General features: G+C 66.3%; 18 protein-coding genes. 17 read left to right on the top strand and 1 reads right to left on the bottom strand.

What is annotated here, in order from left to right; all coding sequences use genetic code 11:
• The 17 genes from nusB (at position 1) to QM588_RS11440 (ending at position 19,061) form a co-directional block, all read left to right on the top strand.
• Positions 1–555 (top strand): transcription antitermination factor NusB, encoded by a 555-nt coding sequence (nusB, locus tag QM588_RS11520; protein WP_283313365.1) that lies wholly within the window; start codon positions 1–3, stop codon positions 553–555.
• Between the two features lie 141 nt (positions 556–696).
• Positions 697–1,284 carry a bifunctional pyr operon transcriptional regulator/uracil phosphoribosyltransferase PyrR gene (gene pyrR, locus QM588_RS11515; RefSeq protein ID WP_283313363.1) on the top strand — a complete coding sequence of 196 codons (588 nt, stop codon included), beginning with the start codon at positions 697–699 and terminating at the stop codon, positions 1,282–1,284.
• On the top strand, positions 1,281–2,228 hold the full coding sequence (locus QM588_RS11510) for an aspartate carbamoyltransferase catalytic subunit (protein WP_283313361.1): 948 nt from the start codon (positions 1,281–1,283) through the stop codon (positions 2,226–2,228). The genes pyrR and QM588_RS11510 overlap by 4 nt, the downstream gene beginning before the upstream one ends.
• Positions 2,225–3,541 (top strand): dihydroorotase, encoded by a 1,317-nt coding sequence (locus QM588_RS11505; RefSeq protein ID WP_283313359.1) that lies wholly within the window; start codon positions 2,225–2,227, stop codon positions 3,539–3,541. Before QM588_RS11510 ends, QM588_RS11505 begins: the two co-directional genes overlap by 4 nt.
• Before the next feature lie 4 nt (positions 3,542–3,545).
• Positions 3,546–4,052: a PH-like domain-containing protein gene (locus QM588_RS11500; protein WP_283313358.1), complete on the top strand. Its 507-nt coding sequence runs from the start codon at positions 3,546–3,548 to the stop codon at positions 4,050–4,052.
• Positions 4,049–5,179 carry a glutamine-hydrolyzing carbamoyl-phosphate synthase small subunit gene (gene carA, locus QM588_RS11495; RefSeq protein WP_167329110.1) on the top strand — a complete coding sequence of 377 codons (1,131 nt, stop codon included), beginning with the start codon at positions 4,049–4,051 and terminating at the stop codon, positions 5,177–5,179. Before QM588_RS11500 ends, carA begins: the two co-directional genes overlap by 4 nt.
• A complete protein-coding gene (gene carB / locus QM588_RS11490; protein ID WP_032365742.1) occupies positions 5,179–8,520 on the top strand; it encodes a carbamoyl-phosphate synthase large subunit in 3,342 nt (1,113 codons plus the stop codon). The genes carA and carB overlap by 1 nt, the downstream gene beginning before the upstream one ends.
• Entirely contained in the window at positions 8,517–9,347 is an 831-nt protein-coding gene (gene pyrF, locus QM588_RS11485) for an orotidine-5'-phosphate decarboxylase (RefSeq protein ID WP_283313355.1), read from the top strand. Before carB ends, pyrF begins: the two co-directional genes overlap by 4 nt.
• 204 nt (positions 9,348–9,551) lie before the next feature.
• The gene (gene mihF / locus QM588_RS11480; protein WP_027496987.1) at positions 9,552–9,872 is read left to right on the top strand and encodes an integration host factor, actinobacterial type; all 321 of its coding nucleotides are present in this window, start codon (positions 9,552–9,554) and stop codon (positions 9,870–9,872) included.
• A gap of 5 nt (positions 9,873–9,877) precedes the next feature.
• Entirely contained in the window at positions 9,878–10,489 is a 612-nt protein-coding gene (gene gmk, locus QM588_RS11475; RefSeq protein WP_283313353.1) for a guanylate kinase, read from the top strand.
• A 72-nt stretch (positions 10,490–10,561) separates the two neighbouring features.
• Positions 10,562–10,867: a DNA-directed RNA polymerase subunit omega gene (rpoZ, locus tag QM588_RS11470; RefSeq protein WP_008716576.1), complete on the top strand. Its 306-nt coding sequence runs from the start codon at positions 10,562–10,564 to the stop codon at positions 10,865–10,867.
• Positions 10,868–10,890: 23 nt separating this feature from the next.
• Positions 10,891–12,144 carry a bifunctional phosphopantothenoylcysteine decarboxylase/phosphopantothenate--cysteine ligase CoaBC gene (gene coaBC / locus QM588_RS11465; protein WP_283313351.1) on the top strand — a complete coding sequence of 418 codons (1,254 nt, stop codon included), beginning with the start codon at positions 10,891–10,893 and terminating at the stop codon, positions 12,142–12,144.
• Positions 12,145–12,324: 180 nt separating this feature from the next.
• The gene (gene metK, locus QM588_RS11460) at positions 12,325–13,539 is read left to right on the top strand and encodes a methionine adenosyltransferase (RefSeq protein WP_283313348.1); all 1,215 of its coding nucleotides are present in this window, start codon (positions 12,325–12,327) and stop codon (positions 13,537–13,539) included.
• Between the two features lie 156 nt (positions 13,540–13,695).
• Positions 13,696–15,663: a primosomal protein N' gene (locus QM588_RS11455; protein ID WP_283313566.1), complete on the top strand. Its 1,968-nt coding sequence runs from the start codon at positions 13,696–13,698 to the stop codon at positions 15,661–15,663.
• A gap of 237 nt (positions 15,664–15,900) precedes the next feature.
• Entirely contained in the window at positions 15,901–16,584 is a 684-nt protein-coding gene (locus QM588_RS11450) for a PadR family transcriptional regulator (RefSeq protein ID WP_283313563.1), read from the top strand.
• 87 nt (positions 16,585–16,671) lie between these two features.
• The gene (gene fmt / locus QM588_RS11445) at positions 16,672–17,595 is read left to right on the top strand and encodes a methionyl-tRNA formyltransferase (protein ID WP_283313346.1); all 924 of its coding nucleotides are present in this window, start codon (positions 16,672–16,674) and stop codon (positions 17,593–17,595) included.
• The gene (locus QM588_RS11440) at positions 17,592–19,061 is read left to right on the top strand and encodes an RsmB/NOP family class I SAM-dependent RNA methyltransferase (RefSeq protein WP_283313345.1); all 1,470 of its coding nucleotides are present in this window, start codon (positions 17,592–17,594) and stop codon (positions 19,059–19,061) included. Before fmt ends, QM588_RS11440 begins: the two co-directional genes overlap by 4 nt.
• Here the strand turns inward: QM588_RS11440 and QM588_RS11435 are convergent, their stop codons facing one another.
• On the bottom strand, positions 19,062–19,451 hold the full coding sequence (locus QM588_RS11435) for an MmcQ/YjbR family DNA-binding protein (protein WP_283313344.1): 390 nt from the start codon (positions 19,449–19,451) through the stop codon (positions 19,062–19,064).
• Positions 19,452–19,462: the final 11 nt, after the last annotated feature.

The following is a 19,462-nucleotide window of genomic DNA, read 5'->3' as shown; positions in this document are numbered from 1 at the left end:
GTGTCATCGAAGAAGTCGACATCCTCCGGTTCGCAGAACGGTGTCCCCGGCGCGAAGAAGCTGGGTGCGCGGCACAAGGCCCGCAAGCGCGCCGTGGATTTCCTGTTCGAGGCAGAAGCGCGCAACGTCGACCCGGTGAATCTGACCAGCGAACGGATCGAGCTCGCCCGCGGCGACGACACGATCGCACCGGTCAGTGACTACACCTCCACGCTGGTCGAGGGGGTGGCGGAGAACCTGGACCGACTCGACGGCGTGATCGCCGATCATCTCAAGGATTGGACGATCGGCCGCCTGCCCGCAGTCGATCGGGCAATCCTGCGGGTCGCGGTATGGGAGCTCTTCCACGCCACCGACGTCCCACCGGTCGTTGCTGTCGATGAGGCGGTCGAGCTCGCCAAGCAGCTGTCCACCGACGATTCGCCGGGCTTCGTCAACGGTGTACTCGGCCAGATCGTGCTCGTGGCACCGCAGGTTCGCGCGGCGGCGGCTGCTGTGTCGTCACGTCCCCAGGCCGCAGGCCCGGAGGATACGACGGTCGACTCAGAGCAGTGACACGCTCGTCTGCATCAGTGTGACCGAACGCTCTGCGAGCCTGGTGAGTCCCGTTCGCAGAGCGTTGCTAGGCTCTACGGAGTTCCAGTTCCAGACATCCTTTAACGATCCGTCCAGAGAGGCGGAGAAGGAGGTCGTAGTTTGCCTGCGCCCGAAAGTTCGTCCGCCGATCCTGCCGTCCGTGAGCTGCTGTCCGCGGCCGATGTAGGTCGGACCATCTCTCGCATGGCTCACCAGATCATCGAGAAGACCGCGCTCGACGCCTCCGACTCGCCGCGTGTCGTGCTGCTGGGTATTCCCACTCGCGGCACCACTCTGGCCGAGCGCCTCGCCGAACGCATCGAGGCATTCTCTGGCGTGCGGCCCCCGCTCGGCTCGCTCGACATCACCCTGTACCGCGACGATCTGCGCAACAAACCGCACCGTCCACTCGAACGCACCTCGGTGCCGACCGGCGGAGTCGACGATGCCCTGGTCGTTCTGGTCGACGACGTGCTGTTCTCCGGTCGTACCGTCCGCTCGGCGCTCGACGCGCTGCGCGATCTCGGACGCCCTCGCGCCGTCCAACTCGCGGTCCTGATCGATCGCGGCCACCGCGAACTTCCCCTCCGGGCCGACTACGTGGGCAAGAACGTCCCCACGGCGCGCACCGAGGACGTCTCGGTGCTGCTGTCCGAACACGACGGCCGCGACGGTGTCAGCCTGTCCGAGGGAGGATCGGCGCGATGAAACACCTTCTCTCGGTCGCCGATCTCACCGTCGACTCGGCCACCGAACTTCTCGACGAAGCCGAGCGATTCGAGCAGGCGCTGCTCGGCCGCGAGGTCAAGAAGCTGCCGACGTTGCGCGGCCGGACGATCATGACCGTCTTCTTCGAGAACTCCACCCGAACACGGGTGTCGTTCGAGGTCGCGGGCAAATGGATGAGCGCTGATGTGATCAACGTCAGCGCCAGTAGTTCGTCGGTATCCAAGGGGGAGTCGCTCCGCGACACTGCGATGACTCTGCGCGCGGCGGGTGCCGACGCACTCATCGTCCGGCACCCTGCGTCCGGTGCCGCGCACCAAATCGCCCGGTGGACCGCCGACCAAGGGGCTGGTGGCGGTCCTGCGGTCATCAATGCGGGCGACGGTACCCACGAGCACCCCACACAGGCGTTACTCGATGCCCTGACGGTTCGGCAACGCCTGGGCGATATCTCCGGTCGCCGGATCGCGATCGTCGGCGATGTTCTGCACAGCCGGGTAGCGCGATCGAATGCGATTCTCCTGTCCACCCTCGGAGCCGACGTCGTGCTGGTAGCGCCGCCGACTCTGCTGCCGGTCGGTGTCGAGGGCTGGCCGGTTCGGGTCTCGCACGACATCGATGCCGAGCTACCCGGGTTGGACGCGGTGTTGATGCTTCGGGTGCAGGCCGAGCGAATGAACGGCGGGTTCTTTCCGTCGGCGCGGGAGTACTCGATCACGTACGGGCTTTCGCAGCGCCGACTCGACTTGCTGCCCGAGCACGCCGTGGTGCTGCATCCGGGGCCGATGCTGCGCGGTATGGAGATCGCGTCCTCGGTGGCCGACTCACCCAAAACTGCAGTCTTGCAACAGGTTACGAATGGAGTTCACGTGCGGATGGCGGTCCTGTTCCGATTGCTGGTCGGTTCGGACGGGGGAGCATCATGACCGCTCCGGCACCGTCGGTACTGCTGCGTGGAGTCCTGCTGTACGGCGAGGGCCCCGAAACGAACGTCCTGATCACTGGCGATGAGATCGTCGAGATCGGGCCCGACGTCGACGACGACGGCGCCGACGTGGTCGAGGCGCGCGGCCAGGTTCTGCTGCCCGGCTTCGTCGACATGCACACCCATCTGCGGGAGCCCGGGCGGGAAGACACCGAAACCATCGAATCCGGCTCCGCCGCAGCCGCTCTGGGCGGGTACACCGCCGTGTTCGCCATGGCCAACACCTCGCCGGTCGCGGATTCGGTCGTCGTGACCGACCATGTGTGGCGCCGCGGACAGGAAGTCGGGCTCGTCGACGTGCACCCCGTCGGCGCCGTCACCGTGGGGCTCGACGGCAAGCAGCTCGCCGAGATGGCCACGATGGCTGCCGGGGTCGGTCGGGTCAAGATGTTCTCCGACGATGGCCACTGCGTCGACGACCCACTCATCATGCGTCGCGCACTGGAGTACTCGAGTTCGCTCGGAGTGTTGATCGCCCAGCATGCGGAAGAGCCGCGATTGACCGTCGGTTCGGTCGCTCACGAGGGTCCCAACGCCGCTCGGCTCGGTCTGACCGGATGGCCCCGCGCCGCCGAGGAATCGATCGTCGCGCGCGATGCCCTGCTCGCTCGGGACGCGAATGCGCGGGTGCACATCTGCCATGCCTCCACTGCCGGCACCGTCGAGCTGCTGAAATGGGCTCGGGGGCAGGGAATTTCGATCACCGCCGAGGTGACGCCCCATCACCTGCTCCTCGACGACTCGCGTCTGGAGACATACGACGCCGTCAACAAGGTGAACCCGCCGTTGCGCGAGAAGTCCGACGTGGACGCGTTGCGAAGGGGTCTGGCCGACGGCGTGATCGATTGTGTGGCAACCGATCACGCACCGCATGCCGAGCAGGACAAATGCTGTGAGTTCTCCATCGCGCGGCCCGGGATGCTCGGACTGGAGACCGCGCTGTCGATCGTCGTCGACACGATGGTGAACCCGGGTCTGCTGGACTGGCGCGGTGTGGCGAGGGTCATGAGCGAACGTCCGGCCGAGATCGTCGGCCTGGCCGATCAGGGCCGTCCGATCGAGGTGGGCGAGATCGCCAACCTGACGCTGGTCGATCCGAAGGCCGACTGGACGGTGTCGGGCAAGAAGCTCGCCAGCGTCGCACACAACACACCGTTCGAGGACATGAGCTTCTCGTCCAAGGTGACCACGACCGTGTTCCGTGGACGTATCACCGTCCGCGACGGAGTCGTGGCGAACAGGGCAGGGGAGTAGAGCCGTGGACAGAGTTCTCATCGTCATCGGCTTCATCCTGTTCTGGGCGCTGATGATCGCGCTGATCTTCTGGGGTTGGCGCGGGCGTCAGAAGCGTCAGGAAGGACGCATCGGCGAGTTCCCGGCCGTGCCGGACGACCTGGGTGGCAACCGAATCCAGCCGGCCACCGGGCTCTACGTCGGCAGCACCATTGCGCCGAGTTGGCAGGACCGGATCGCCGTGGGCGACATCGGCCACCGCGCCACCGGCGAGCTGTCACGACACGAGAAGGGAATCCTCCTCGATCGGGACGGCGAGTCACCCATCTGGATTCCGAACGAATCGATCCGGGCGATCCGTACCGAGCGCGGACTCGCAGGCAAGGTCATGACCAAGGACGGTCTCCTGGTGATCCGGTGGGAGTTGCCGACGGGGACCGAGATAGACACCGGCTTCAGGGCCGACGACAAGCAGATCTACCCGGTGTGGACAGCGGGTTTCACCGGAGAAACCAAGGAGGAAACCGCGTGAGCAGCGCAGTTCTTGTTCTGGAGGACGGCCGGACGTTCCGCGGCACCACGTTCGGGGCCCAGGGGCGCACGCTCGGCGAAGCCGTCTTCTGCACCGGTATGACCGGATACCAGGAGACGCTCACCGATCCGAGCTACCACCGTCAGATCGTGGTGGCCACGGCTCCGCAGATCGGCAACACCGGCTGGAACCAGGAGGACGGCGAGGCGGCCAGTGCCCAGGATCCCAACAAGATCTGGGTCGCCGGTTACGTCGTCCGAGATCCAGCGCGTCGCACCTCGAGTTGGCGTTCGACCGGAACTCTGCAGGATCAGCTCGAGGCGCAGAACGTCGTGGGCATCGCCGGAATCGACACGCGCGCTCTCGTCCGCCACCTGCGCACCCGCGGCTCGATGCGAGCGGGAGTGTTCTCGGGCGACGCACTCGGCACCTCGGACGAGATGCTCGAGCAGGTGGTCGGTCAGCAGTCCATGCTCGGTGCCGATCTCGCCGGCGAGGTGACCACCGGTGCTGGGTACACCATCGAACCGACCGGCGATGCTCGATTCACCGTCGTCGCAGTCGATCTCGGTATCAAGACCAATACTCCACGGATGTTCGCCGAGCGCGGTATCCGCGTGCACGTGGTGCCGTCGAACACCAGCATCGAGCAGGTTCTCGAACTGAACCCGGACGGTGTCTTCCTGTCCAACGGCCCGGGCGACCCGGCCACGGCAGACACCAGTGTCGCGTTGACCAGGCAGGTGCTCGAACGTGAGCTGCCGCTGTTCGGCATCTGCTTCGGCAACCAGATCTTCGGGCGGGCACTCGGCCGCGGCACCTACAAGATGAAGTTCGGCCACCGCGGCATGAACATCCCGGTGATCGAGCACACCACCGGTCGCATCGCGATCACCGCGCAGAATCACGGATTCGCACTCGAAGGCGAAGCAGGCGAGGAGTTCGACACCGACTTCGGCCGGGCGCGCATCAGCCACACCTGCGCCAACGACGGCACCGTCGAAGGGGTCGAGCTGATCGGCGGCAGCGCCTTCTCGGTGCAGTACCACCCCGAGGCCGCGGCCGGTCCCCACGACGCCGCCTACCTCTTCGACCGTTTCACCAGCGTCCTTCAGGAGAAGAAGTAATGCCACGCCGCACAGACCTGAACCACGTCCTGGTCATCGGATCCGGCCCGATCGTCATCGGCCAGGCCTGCGAGTTCGACTACTCCGGCACCCAGGCGTGTCGAGTGCTTCGCGAAGAAGGCCTGCGGGTCAGCCTCGTCAACTCGAACCCGGCCACGATCATGACCGACCCGGAGTTCGCCGACGCGACGTACGTCGAGCCGATCACCGCGGAGTTCATCGAGAAGATCTTCGCTCGCGAGGCCGAGCAGGGCCACCCCATCCAGGCCGTGCTCGCGACCCTGGGCGGACAGACGGCTCTCAATGCTGCTGTCGCTCTGCACGATCAGGGCATTCTCACCAAGTACGGCGTCGAACTGATCGGTGCCGACTTCGACGCGATCCAGCGCGGCGAGGATCGCCAGAAGTTCAAGGACATCGTCGCCAAGGTCGGTGGAGAATCCGCCAAGTCGGCCGTCTGCTACACGATGGACGAGGTACGCGAGACCGTCGCCGAGCTCGGTTTCCCGGTCGTCGTCCGGCCGTCGTTCACGATGGGTGGTCTCGGATCGGGACTGGCGTACAACGACGAGGACCTCACCCGGATCGCCGGTGGCGGGCTGGCGGCCTCGCCGACCGCGAACGTGCTCATCGAGGAGTCGATCCTCGGATGGAAGGAATACGAGCTCGAGCTCATGCGCGACGGCCGCGACAACGTGGTCATCGTCTGTTCCATCGAGAACGTGGACCCCGTCGGCGTGCACACCGGTGACTCGGTGACCGTCGCGCCTGCCATGACGCTGACCGACCGCGAGTACCAGAAGATGCGCGACCTCTCCATCGACATCCTGCGTGAGGTGGGCGTCGACACCGGCGGCTGCAACATCCAGTTCGCGATGGATCCGGCGGACGGTCGCCTCGTCGTCATCGAGATGAACCCCCGCGTGTCGCGCTCGTCGGCTCTGGCGTCCAAGGCCACGGGCTACCCGATCGCCAAGATGGCCGCCAAGCTGGCCATCGGGTACACCCTCGACGAGATCGTCAACGACATCACCAAGGAGACGCCGGCCTGCTTCGAGCCGACGCTGGACTACGTTGTTGTCAAAGCACCGCGATTCGCGTTCGAGAAGTTCCCCGGTGCCGACGGCACGCTGACCACGACGATGAAGTCCGTCGGCGAGGCGATGTCCATCGGCCGCAACTTCACCGAGGCCTTCGGCAAGGTGATGCGCTCGCTCGAAACCAAGCGCGCGGGCTACTGGACCGGCCCCGAGGTCGAGGCAGAAAGTCTGGACGCGTTGCTGAAGGACTTGTCCGTTCCGCAGGACGGTCGGATGTACGGGATCGAGAAGGCATTCGCTCTCGGTGCCACCCTCGAGCAGCTCTTCGAGGCGACCAAGATCGACCCGTGGTTCCTCGATCAGTTCCAGCAGATCCACGAACTCGGCGTCCAGGTTCGCGAGGCCGCAGAATTCGACGAGGCGCTGCTGCGACAGGCCAAGTACCACGGTCTGTCCGATCGTCAGATCGCCGCTCTGCGCCCCGAACTCGACGGTGAGGACGGAGTGCGGGCGCTGCGCGACGAGCTCGGGGTGCACCCGGTCTACAAGACCGTCGACACCTGTGCGGCGGAGTTCGAGGCCAAGACCCCGTACCACTACGGCACCTACGAGCTCGACCCCGAAGCCGAGACCGAGGTGGCCCCGCAGCCGGACCGGCCCAAGGTCCTGATCCTCGGATCCGGTCCCAACCGTATCGGTCAGGGCATCGAATTCGACTACAGCTGTGTGCACGCGGCGCTGACGCTGTCCGAGGCCGGCTACGAGACGGTCATGGTCAACTGCAACCCCGAGACTGTCTCCACCGACTACGACACCGCCGACCGCCTGTACTTCGAGCCGCTGACGTTCGAGGACGTGCTCGAGGTCTATCGAGCAGAGGCGGCGTCGGGCACGGTGCGTGGAGTCATCGTGCAGCTGGGCGGACAGACCCCGCTCGGTCTGGCGAAGCGACTGAAAGCCGCAGGCGTACCCATCGTCGGAACCTCGCCCGAGGCCATCGACCTCGCCGAGGACCGCGGTGAGTTCGGCAAGGTACTGGACGCAGCCGGACTGCCGGCAGCCAAGTACGGCACCGCAACGACGTTCGACGGGGCCCGCGAGATCGCGGCGGGAATCGGTTACCCGGTGCTGGTGCGCCCGTCGTACGTGCTGGGCGGACGCGGTATGGAGATCGTGTACGACGAGGCATCCTTGGCGACCTACATCTCCAATGCGACGGAAATTTCCGACGACCGGCCGGTGCTGGTCGACCGCTTCCTCGAAGATGCGGTGGAGATCGACGTCGACGCGCTGTGCGACGGCACCGAGGTCTACATCGGCGGCATCATGGAACACATCGAAGAGGCCGGCATCCACTCCGGCGACTCCGCATGTGCGCTGCCGCCGATCACGCTCGGCAAGACCGACCTGGAGAACGTGCGGCGATCCACCGAAGCCCTCGCGAAGGGAATCGGTGTTCAGGGCCTGCTGAACGTGCAGTATGCCCTCAAGGACGACATCCTGTACGTCCTCGAGGCCAACCCTCGGGCCAGCCGGACGGTGCCGTTCGTGTCCAAGGCGACGGCCGTGCAGCTGGCGAAGGCCTGCGCCCGAGTGATGTTGGGGGAGAGCATCGCCGAACTTCGGACTGCGGGAATCCTGCCCGAGACCGGAGACGGTGGCACCGTCCCGGCGGGTGCGCCTATCGCCGTCAAGGAAGCGGTGTTGCCGTTCAACAGGTTCCGCCGCGCAGACGGAACCGGCGTCGACACACTGCTCAGCCCGGAGATGAAGTCCACCGGTGAGGTGATGGGAATCGACTTCGATTTCGGCACTGCCTTCGCCAAGAGTCAGACCGCCGCATACGGTTCGCTGCCCGCCGGCGGTGCAGTATTCGTGTCGGTGGCGAACAAGGACAAGCGGTCGTTGATCTTCCCGGTGAAACGACTCGCCGATCTCGGGTTCGACATCCTGGCTACCGAAGGAACCGCAGATGTATTGCGGCGCAACGGAATCAAGTGCGAGCAGGTGTACAAGCAGTCGGGCGAGGATGTCCCGGAGGGCGAGCAGACGATCGTCGACCGCATCCTGGCCGGCGACATCGCCATGGTCATCAATACCCCGTACGGCAACTCGGGACCGCGTGTCGACGGGTACGAGATTCGTAGTGCCGCTGTGGCGCAGAACATTCCGTGTATCACCACGGTGCAGGGCGCGTCGGCCGCAGTGCAGGGCATCGAGGCTGCCATCGCCGGCGGAATCGGTGTTCGTTCACTGCAGGATCTGCATGCGGGTCTGAAGGAAGGCCTGGTTCTGCCGTGAGTCATCACCACAGTTGGTCGGACCGGCTCCGGGTAGCGGTCGCCGCGCGCGGTCGGCTCTGCGTCGGCATCGATCCGCATCCGGCTCTGCTCGAGGCGTGGGACCTGCCGCGCTCGGCGGACGGTCTCGAGGTGTTCGCCGAGCTGTGTGTGGAGGCGTTCGTCGGTGAGGTGGCTGTCGTCAAGCCTCAGGTGGCGTTCTTCGAGTCGTACGGTTCGGCCGGCTATGCGGTTCTCGAGCGCACCGTCGGGGTGTTGCGGGACGCAGGCACGTTGGTGATCGCCGATGCCAAGCGCGGCGACATCGGGACGACGATGGATGCGTACGCGCAGGCGTGGCTCGAGCCGGGTTCTCCGTTGTCGTCCGATGCCGTCACGGTGTCGCCGTATCTGGGGTTCGATTCGTTGGGAGCGGCGATCGACCGAGCTGCCGCTCACGACCGCGGTGTGTTCGTCCTTGCCCGGACGTCGAACCCGGAAGGCTCCGCGCTGCAGCGCGCGTCGATGTCGACGGGTGGGTCCGTTGCCCAGTCGATCGTCGACGCGGCGGCTGTGCGCAACCGTGTCGATGCGGACACGGTGGGCCTGGTGGTCGGGGCCACCCGCGATCACGGCCTCGATCTGTCGGGTTACCGCGGGCCGGTGCTCGCGCCCGGCTTGGGGGCCCAGGGTGCCACGGTGAACGATCTGGCAGAGATCTTCCGTGATTGCCGAGAGCTGCTGTTGCCGAACTCCTCTCGGAGTGTGCTGGCGGCGGGTCCGTCGGTGACGGCGTTGCGTGCGGCGGCGACGCAGTTGCGTGACGAGATCGAAGCGGGTCTCGCATAGTCCATGGTCGCGTCGGCGAGCGTGTGGGGGTGGGTTAGCGGTGAGCGCCCGTCGTCGGTACGGTCGCTAACGCTGCCGACGACAATGCGAGTCGACCGGGAACCCCTGCACGGATGGTCCTCGGCAGGCACCTACCGATGAGCGGCGTACCGATCCTGATCGGACCGGTCGCTCGCCCCGAACGAGAAGACGGAGGAACCGACAGTGGCCCTTCCCCAGTTGACCCCCGAGCAGCGCGCTGCTGCGCTCGAGAAGGCAGCTATCGCCCGCAAGGCCCGCGCAGAGCTCAAGGAGCGCCTCAAGCGCGGCGGCACCGACCTCAAGCAGGTTCTCAAGGACGCCGAGACGGACGAGATTCTCGGCAAGATGAAGGTATCCGCATTGCTGGAGGCGTTGCCGAAGGTGGGCAAGGTCAAGGCCGCGGAGCTGATGACGGAGTTGGAGATCGCGCCCACCCGTCGACTGCGCGGACTCGGGGATCGGCAGCGCAAAGCGCTGTTGACGAAGTTCGATTTCGAGGCCTGACGACGGTGAGTGACACTGCGGCGACGTCCGTGCCGGAGAAGAAGCGGGGCCGGTTGGTGGTGCTGTCCGGCCCCTCCGGCGTCGGCAAGTCCAGTGTCGTTCGGCTCGTGCGCGCGGCGCTACCGGAGCTGGTGTTCAGTGTGTCGGTCACGACGCGATCGCCGCGGCCGGGCGAGGTCGACGGTCAGGACTACCACTTCGTGTCGTCCGAGGAGTTCGATCGGATGATTGCCGACGGTGAGCTGTTGGAGTGGGCGAGTATCCACGGCGGCCTGCAGCGGTCCGGAACTCCTGCGGCCGCAGTGGAGGCGGCTCTGGAGGCCGGCAGCCCGGTGTTGCTCGAGCTCGATCTGGCCGGCGCTCGTGCTGTCCGGGTGTCCAAACCGGAAGCTCTGTTGGTGTTCATGGCACCGCCGACGTGGGAAGAACTGGTGTCTCGACTGGTCGGTCGCGCGACGGAGGAGAGCGCCGCGACCCAGCGTCGGTTGGAAACGGCGAGGGTGGAATTGGCGGCACAGGACGAGTTCGACACGGTCGTTGTCAATACCGATGTCGACCATTCGTGCGAACAGTTGGTATCCTTGTTGGTCGGTAGGTCGTCGGTCGGTAACAGCTGACCATTTTCACGGCGCACGAGGCCCCGACCAGCTAGTTCGTAGCACCAACGATGCAATTTCAGGAGATCATCAGTGAGCAGCACTTCAGCGGCCGTTTCCGACTTCGACGGACGCAGCGCTCTGCCGGCCTACGACACGCCGCTCGGCATCACCAATCCACCCATCGACGAATTGCTTGCGCGCACCTCGTCCAAGTACGCCCTCGTCATCTACGCAGCCAAGCGCGCACGCCAGATCAACGACTACTACAACCAGCTCGGTGACGGCATCCTCGAATACGTGGGCCCGCTGGTCGAGCCCGGTCTGCAGGAGAAGCCGCTGTCCATCGCGCTTCGCGAGATCCACGCAGACCTCCTCGAGCACACCGAAGGCGAATAAGAACCCGACAGGGGACACCTGACGTGCATGTGGTCGTCGGAGTAGGCGGCGGTATCGCCGCCTACAAGAGTTGCGCACTGATCCGAAAATTCACCGAGAACGGCCATCAGGTTCGAGTGATTCCGACTGCGTCGGCACTCGAATTCGTCGGCCGCGCAACATTCGAGGCATTGTCCGGCCAACCGGTGCACACCGGTGTGTTCGCCGATGTGCCCGAGGTTCCGCACGTCCGGTTGGGGCAGGAGGCGGATCTGGTCGTCGTCGCGCCGGCCACTGCGGACCTGATGGCTCGAATCGCGGGCGGGCGAGCGGACGATCTGCTCACGGCGACGCTGCTGACCGCTCGGTGCCCTGTCGTATTGGCACCGGCCATGCACACCGAAATGTGGGAACACCCGGCCACCGTCGCGAACGTCACCACGCTCCGATCGCGCGGTACCCAGGTGATCGAGCCTGCGTCCGGCCGATTGACCGGCCGCGACACCGGTTCGGGCCGACTGCCCGAGCCCGAGGAGATCTTCGCTCTGGCCATGCTGCTGACCGAACGTGTGGACGCCATGCCGCGCGATCTCGAGGGGCGCCGGGTACTGATCTCGGCCGGTGGTACGCGTGAACCCCTCGACCCCGTTCGTTTTCTGGGGAATCGAAGCTCGGGGAAGCAGGGGTACGCGTTGGCTCGAGTCGCCGCTCAGCGCGGCGCGCACGTGACCTTGATCGCCGGGTACACCAGCGACCTCGAGGCCCCCGCGGCGGTCGATGTGGTCCACGTGAAGACCGCGTCGGACATGCAGGACGCAGTGCACTCGCATGCGTCCGACGTCGACGCGGTGGTGATGGCAGCTGCGGTCGCCGACTTCAGACCCGAGTCCATCGCGAGCAGCAAGATCAAGAAGGGCTCGAACGAACCGTCGTCGATTCCTCTCGTCCGCAACGACGACATCCTGGCCGGCCTGGTTTCGGCCCGGCACAGCGGAGATATTCGGTCGTCGACCGTGATCGTCGGATTCGCCGCCGAGACGGGCGACGCCGACGGTGACGTACTCACGTACGCGCGAGCCAAGCTCGAACGCAAAGGCTGCGACCTGCTCGTGGTCAATGCGGTGGGTGACGGCAAGGCCTTCGAGGTCGACCACAACGACGGATGGTTGTTGGGGTCCGACGGCTCCGAGTCCGCACTGGGGGAGGGCTCGAAAGCTCTTCTGGCCAGCAGGGTGTTGGATTCGGTCGCTCAATTGCTTCGTTCCCGCGATACGCGGCCGACTTCGGATACCCGATGATGCAAAGGGTGCACGATCGATGTCGTAGCAGCTAGCGTTCTGGATACCAGGGCGACAGCGCCGTCAAGGTTTGCGGGGCTCCCACAGGGGCGATAACACCGAGGGAACATCAATTTTCGTGGAGTGCTCGGCCGGCATCAGCCGTCGGGTCGGGCAAGAACATGCGTCGAGAGGAAGTCCGTGAGCAAGTCCGGTAGTCGGCTTTTCACCAGCGAGTCCGTTACAGAAGGTCATCCAGACAAGATCTGTGACGCCATCAGCGATTCCATCCTCGACGCTCTGCTGACCGAGGATCCGCGAGCCCGAGTGGCGGTGGAGACGCTCGTCACCACGGGCCAGGTCCATGTCGCAGGTGAGGTGAACACCACCGCCTATGCGGACATCCCGAAGATCGTGCGCGAGAAGGTGCTCGAGATCGGGTACGACTCGTCCGCCAAGGGATTCGACGGAAACTCCTGTGGTGTGAACGTCGCCATCGGCGCGCAGTCGCCCGAAATCGCGCAGGGCGTCGACCATTCGCACGAGGCTCGCGTCGAGGGATTGTCCGACGACGAGATCGACCGTCAGGGTGCCGGCGATCAAGGATTGATGTTCGGTTACGCCAACACCGATACACCCGAGTTCATGCCACTGCCGATTGCGTTGGCGCACAGGCTTTCTCGGAGACTGACCGAGGTCCGCAAGAGCGGTGTGCTGCCGTATCTGCGCCCGGACGGCAAGACCCAGGTCACCATCGAGTACGACGGCGACGACGCCGTTCGTCTCGATACCGTCGTGATCTCGACGCAGCACGCAGCTGACATCGACCTCGACAACCTGCTCGCTCCCGACATCCGCGAGAAGGTTCTGGGCTCGGTACTCGCAGAGCTGGACGTACCGACTCTCGACACCTCGAACGTCCGGTTGCTGGTCAATCCCACCGGGAAGTTCGTGCTCGGTGGTCCGATGGGAGACGCCGGTCTGACCGGTCGAAAGATCATCGTCGACACGTATGGCGGCATGGCTCGGCACGGCGGTGGAGCATTCTCGGGCAAGGACCCGTCGAAGGTCGACCGCAGCGCCGCATACGCGATGAGGTGGGTCGCCAAGAATGCGGTCGCAGCCGGTTTGGCCGATCGCATCGAGGTGCAGGTGGCCTACGCGATCGGCAAGGCGGCACCGGTCGGTCTGTTCGTCGAGACGTTCGGCACCGAGAAGACCGATCCCGCGCGTATTCAGGCGGCGATCAGCGAGGTCTTCGACCTCCGCCCCGGTGCCATCATCCGCGACCTCGACCTGTTGCGCCCGATCTACGCGCAGACGGCCGCGTACGGTCACTTCGGACGTACCGACATCGACCTTCCGTGGGAATCCACCGATCGCGCCGACAAGCTCCGGGATGCGGCCGGCCTGTAGGTCCCTCGACTCCGGCAGCGGTGCTGCCGCACGTAGCCTGTTCGCACCGGCTCGGTGCTCCCACGACGAGTGTGGGGTGACGATCGAGAAGGAGGTGCGGTGGCTGGTGTGACGCCGGTAGCGGCAACCGATCTGCCGATCGCGCGCATTCTTCCGATGCTCCCGCTGCCGCACCTCGACCGCGAGTTCGACTACCTCGTTCCCGAGGAAGCCAGCGACGATGCCCAGCCCGGCGTGCGGGTGCGGGTGCGTTTTGCCGGTCGGCTCGTCGACGGGTTCGTACTGGCCAGGTTGGCCGAGACCGACCATCCCGGTCGTCTCGGCTGGCTCGACCGGGTCGTGTCCGCCGAGCGCGTTCTGACTCCCGAGATCGCCGAGTTGGTGTCGGCGGTGGCCGATCGCTACGCAGGAACGCGAGCGGATGTGCTGCGCCTGGCCGTTCCGGCTCGCCATGCACGGGTCGAGGCGGAGCCGCCTCCAGTGGTCGACGAGGCAGGAGAGCCCGTCATCGACCGGACGGGTTGGGCCGCCTATACCCATGGCTCCAACTTCCTCGATGCCCTTGCCGAGCACCGTGTTCCGCGTGCCGTGTGGCAGGCCCTACCCGGCGAGGTGTGGCCCGCTCGACTGGCCGAATTGGCTGCCGTCACCGTGGGAAGCGGACGGTCCGCAGTGGTCGTGGTGCCCGATCAGCGGGATCTCGATCGTCTGGAGGGTGCATGCGCCGCGGCAGTCGGGACCGACCGCGTGGTGGCGCTGTCGGCCGGGTTGGGACCGGCCAAGCGGTACCGGCAGTGGTTGCGAGGTCTGAGGTCGGGCCCCGTGGTCGTGGTGGGGACCCGCAGTGCGGTCTTTGCGCCCGTGTCGAACCTCGGCTTGATCGCGATCTGGGACGACGGCGACGACAGTTTCGCCGAACCGCGCTCACCGTATCCGCATGCACGTGAGGTGGCGTTGCTCCGCGCGCACGTGTCGGGAGCCGCGGTCGTCGTCGGCGGACACTCCCGGACGGCCGAGGCCGAGGCCCTCGTCGATTCCGGCTGGGCCCACGATCTGGTTGCCCCACGTGAGCTGGTGCGTGAACGGCAACCTCATGTGGTCGCGCTGGCCGACTCGGACCACGCCCTCGCTCGGGATCCGGCAGCCCGGGTCGCGCGTCTACCGGCGATCGCGTTCGAGGCCGCGCGTGCGGCGTTGAAAGCGGATACCCCGGTGCTGGTTCAGGTTCCACGCGCCGGCTACGTTCCGTCGCTGGCGTGTGCGAAGTGCCGCCATCCGGCTCGGTGTCGACGCTGCAACGGTCCGCTCGCCCTGCCCTCGGCTCCGGGCAGCGACGGCGCGGGCAGCCCGACGTGTTCCTGGTGCGGAATCGCCGATGCCGCACACCGTTGCACGGTCTGCGGGTCTCGCAACTTGCGCGCGGTGGTGATCGGAGCGGGACGCACGGCCGAGGAGCTCGGCCGCGCCTTCCCTGGCGTGCCGATACACAATTCCGGCGGGGCGACCGTCCTCGATACCGTGCGCCCCGGTGGCTCGCTCGTGGTGTCGACCGTCGGTGCCGAGCCGACCGTGGACGGCGGATACGGCGCTGCGTTGCTGCTCGACGGTTGGGCGCTGCTGGGCCGTGCGGATCTGCGTGCGGCAGAAGAGACACTGCGTCGCTGGATGACGGCTGCGGCGATGGTTCGGCCCGGGGCGGCCGGGGGACGTGTGGTCGTGGTGGCCGAGTCCGAGATTCCCACCGTCCAGGCCCTGGTGCGCTGGGATCCGCTGTGGCACGCGCGCAGTCAGCTGGACGAACGAGTCGAGGTGCGGTTTCCACCTGCCGTTCACGTGGCGGCGATCGACGGGACCACCGACGCGATCACAGCGTTGGTCGACAGTGCAGATCTACCCGAGACGGTGGAGGTACTGGGTCCCGTCGATCTCCCGGACGGTCAACGAGCACCGGCAGGGAGCAGCGAGGACGGGTTGTCCGGAGACGTGCAGCGGCTCTTGATCCGTGTTCCTCGAAGCACCGGAGCAGCGCTTGCTCGAGCCCTGTCGACTGCGCAGGCGTCCCGAAGCGCCAAGAAGCTCGGCGCGGGCGTACGGATTCAGATCGATCCCATTCGGATCGGGTGATGGGCTTTCACTGTCCTGTCGCGTTCCCGTCGTCCAGATAGAGAGGCAACCTCGGGGTCTTGTCAAAGTCCTATTGTCGATATATCGTCGACTTGTTCAATCGATACGAAGGAGGACGAGATGAACTACGCATTCGAAGGCTTTGCACACGAATTCGGACGCCGCGGAGGTCCCCGGATGGGACCTTTCGCAAGCAATCGGCACGGAGACCCGCGCCGACGTGGCGCGCCGTTCCAGATGTGGGTTGCTCAGGACGACGAGCACGGCCCGGCAGAAGACGGAGAACGACACGAGAGGGGACGAGGAAGGAGAGGTCACGGAGAACGCGGCAGACGTGGGGGAGGTCCTGTCGGGCGGGGACGTGACGGTATGTGGCCCGGTGGTATCGGGGCCGGCGGTTTCGGGCCGAACGCCGACTTCGGTCGAGGTCGGGGCCGAGGTGGTCGGGGCCGACGTGGCGATGTGCGCGCTGCGATCCTCCTGCTGCTCGAGGACCGGCCGATGCACGGTTACGAACTCATCCAGCAGATCGCCGAGAAGAGCAGCGGCACCTGGAAGCCGAGTCCGGGATCGATCTACCCGGCCCTGTCGCAGCTGGAGGACGAGGGTCTAGTGCTGATCGACAAGGTCGCCGGCCGCAAGACTGCAGCACTGACCGCCGAAGGTAGGCGTCATGTCGACGACCACCGAGCAGATCTCGGCAGTCCATGGGACGACGTCGCCGATTCCGTCGGCATCGATGCTCGTGATCTTCGGGCGCTGATCGGACAATTGATGGGAGCGGCCGGACAGGTGGCCGGAGTCGGCACCGCGCGTCAGGTCGATCAGGCGGCGGAAATCCTCGTCGAGGCGCGCCGATCGCTGTACCGCATCCTTGCCGAGGACGCTTCCGAGAGCCCCGACAGTACCGACGCGACGTGATCGTCGGTGCGGAATCGTCGCACGCCACCGTGAGTCCCTAGGATGGACAACCGACATCGTTTCGTCCATCCCAGGGAGTTGCCTTCAGTGCGCGTCGTCTTCGCCGGAACACCGGAACCCGCGGTCCCGTCACTCGCGCGACTGGTGGAGTCCGAACGGCACGAGGTGGTCGCCGTGGTCACCCGGCCCGACGCCGCTGCCGGCCGTGGACGCAAGACCGTACGCTCGCCCGTCGGACAGTTGGCAGACGAGCACGGCATTCCGGTACTCACTCCCGCGAGACCGTCGGACCCGGAGTTCGTGGCAGAGCTGATCGACCTCGCGCCCGACGTATGCCCGGTCGTTGCGTACGGCGCGTTGTTGCCGCAACAGGTACTCGACATACCTCGATACGGCTGGATCAATCTGCATTTCTCACTGCTGCCCGCGTGGCGTGGCGCGGCACCGGTTCAGGCCGCTATCGCCGCAGGTGACGACGTCACAGGAGCATCGACGTTCCTTCTCGACGTCGGGATGGACACCGGTCCGGTACTCGGCGTCACCACCGAACGGATTCGGGATTCCGATACCACCGGTGATCTGCTCGGGCGGTTGGCATCGAGCGGAGCAGATTTGCTCTCCGCGACGTTGGACGCGATCGAGGACGGAACGGCGGCAGCGCTACCGCAATCCGAGGACGGTGTTTCCTACGCGAGCAAAGTGACGGTAGATGCCGCCCGCATCGACTGGACGCGATCCGCGGCATTCGTCGACCGCCACATCAGATCCGTCACCCCGGCCCCGGGAGCGTGGACGACCATCGGTGATCTCCGCGTCAAGATCGCTCCGGTACAGCTGTCGCCGGACACGTTGGAGCCGGGAAGGATCGACGTACGCAAGACCGGTGTACACATCGGAACCGGAACCAGCGCAGTCGTTCTCGGTGACATTCAACCTCAGGGCAAGAAGGTCATGAGGGCACTCGACTGGGCGCGCGGCGCTCGGCTGGACGATACGGCGGTGGCACGATGACAGAGCCCGACAGGCCTCGTAAGCGCGAGTCGAGCCAGCCCCGCAAGTACGTCAAGAAGTCGCCGGGGGCGCGTGGACCCAAAGGGAACCGGCCCCCGCAGGGCACCGGACCCCGTGCGGTCGACGCGATCGATCCGGCGCGGCTCGCGGCCAGAGACGTGCTCAAAGCAGTTCGCGAGCGCGATGCATACGCGAACCTGGTACTGCCCGGGTTGCTGCGCGAGCGCAAGTTGGACTCGCGCGACGCCGCTCTGGCCACCGAACTCGCCTACGGCGCATCTCGCGCCCGGGGTGTGCTCGACGCAGTGATCGCGCACGCCGCAGGACGGCCTGCCGCAGAGATCGACGGGCCACTGCTCGACATCCTTCGGCTCGGGTCCTATCAGCTGCTGCGCACCCGGGTTGCCCCGCACGCTGCCGTCGCCACCTCGGTAGATCTCGCGCGCTCCGAATTCGGTTCCGGCAAGGCAGGTTTCGTCAACGCCGTGCTGCGACGGGTGTCCGAGCGAACCGCAGCGCAGTGGGTAGACGAGCTGGCACCGGCGACGACGGCGGATCCGGTCGGTCACCTGGCATTCGAATACGCCCATCCCAAGTGGATCGCGCAGGCCTTCGCCGATGCGCTCGGAGCAGATGCCGGCGAACTCGCCGCGGTGCTCGAGGCAGACGACGCGCGTCCCTCGGTCCACCTCGTCGCGCGACCGGGAGAGATTTCCGCCGAAGAATTGGCGCTGATCACCGGGGGAGAGGAAGGCCCGTACTCGCCGTATGCGGTGCACCTCGACGGCGGCGACCCCGGCAAGCTCGATGCCGTCCGCGACGGTCTGGCCGGAGTTCAGGACGAGGGCAGCCAGCTCGTCGGGCGCGCGCTGACGTTGGCACCGTTGCTCGGCGACGACGGCGGCCGATGGTTGGACCTGTGCGCCGGTCCGGGCGGCAAGGCCGCCCTACTCGGTGCCCTGGCGGAGATCGACGGCGCACGGGTCGACGCCGTCGAGCCGACCCCGCACCGCGCCGAACTCGTGTCCAAGACCACCAAAGACCTACCGGTGACGGTCCACACCGTCGACGGCCGCGACTCCGGACTCGACGCGGGTTACGACCGCGTACTCGTCGACGCGCCGTGCACCGGTCTCGGAGCGTTGCGTCGTCGCCCCGAAGCGCGGTGGCGTCGCCAACCGTCCGACGTGGCGGCATTGGTCACCCTGCAGAAGGAACTGCTGGCGGCCGCGATCGACCTGGTCCGGCCGGGCGGAGTGGTGCTGTACTCGACATGCTCGCCGCATCTGTCCGAAACGACGGCCGTCGTCGCCGACGCGGTTCGCCGTTACGGCGTCGAACAACTCGATACCCGCGCGCTCGTGCCGGGCGTACCGCAACTGGGCGACGGCACGTCGGTGCAACTGTGGCCACATCGGCACGGCACGGACGCGATGTTCATGGCGGCGCTGCGCAAGCCGGTCTGATCACCCTCCGGCCAGAAACGCCTCGGCCACGTCAGCGGGTGCGTACACCAGCCACCCGTCGACTAGGAGTTCGCGCAGTTCGTCGTTCTCGGCGTTGTCGACGTCGATCAGGACGGCGGAGAACCCGTCGAAGTGCGGGATCGTGAAGCACGAACGCGGATGTGCGGCGAGGATGGCTTCCTTCTCGTGCAGGTCGGCGGTGCGGACGGCGAGGACGGGTCCTCCGGGCGGGGTCTCGTCACCGAATCGCTTCAGGTCCGCCTTGCTGAACGGCCGTACCCACGCGAACACGTTCTTACCGACGCCCCAGGCGGAATGCCCGTACCGAACGCTTTCGGTGATGTCGGGCAGTTCGGCGAGGATGGCGCTCGCGGAGTCCATGGTGGCCATGTCGGCACGAT

Origin of the sequence: Rhodococcus sp. IEGM 1354, assembly GCF_030056855.1 — a bacterium.
Classification (GTDB): domain Bacteria; phylum Actinomycetota; class Actinomycetes; order Mycobacteriales; family Mycobacteriaceae; genus Rhodococcoides.
The sequence above is the reverse complement of the archived record's forward strand: the minus strand, read 5'-3'. Positions and strand labels throughout refer to the sequence as shown.

Coding starts and splice junctions, on each gene's coding strand:
- QM588_RS11510 (WP_283313361.1), top strand. CDS start 1,281: ATGAAACACCTTCTCTCGGTCGCCGATCTCACCGTCGACTCGGCCACC.
- carB (WP_032365742.1), top strand. CDS start 5,179: ATGCCACGCCGCACAGACCTGAACCACGTCCTGGTCATCGGATCCGGC.
- QM588_RS11505 (WP_283313359.1), top strand. CDS start 2,225: ATGACCGCTCCGGCACCGTCGGTACTGCTGCGTGGAGTCCTGCTGTAC.
- QM588_RS11435 (WP_283313344.1), bottom strand. CDS start 19,451: ATGGCCACCATGGACTCCGCGAGCGCCATCCTCGCCGAACTGCCCGAC.
- QM588_RS11455 (WP_283313566.1), top strand. CDS start 13,696: ATGCTCCCGCTGCCGCACCTCGACCGCGAGTTCGACTACCTCGTTCCC.
- QM588_RS11450 (WP_283313563.1), top strand. CDS start 15,901: ATGTGGGTTGCTCAGGACGACGAGCACGGCCCGGCAGAAGACGGAGAA.
- QM588_RS11440 (WP_283313345.1), top strand. CDS start 17,592: ATGACAGAGCCCGACAGGCCTCGTAAGCGCGAGTCGAGCCAGCCCCGC.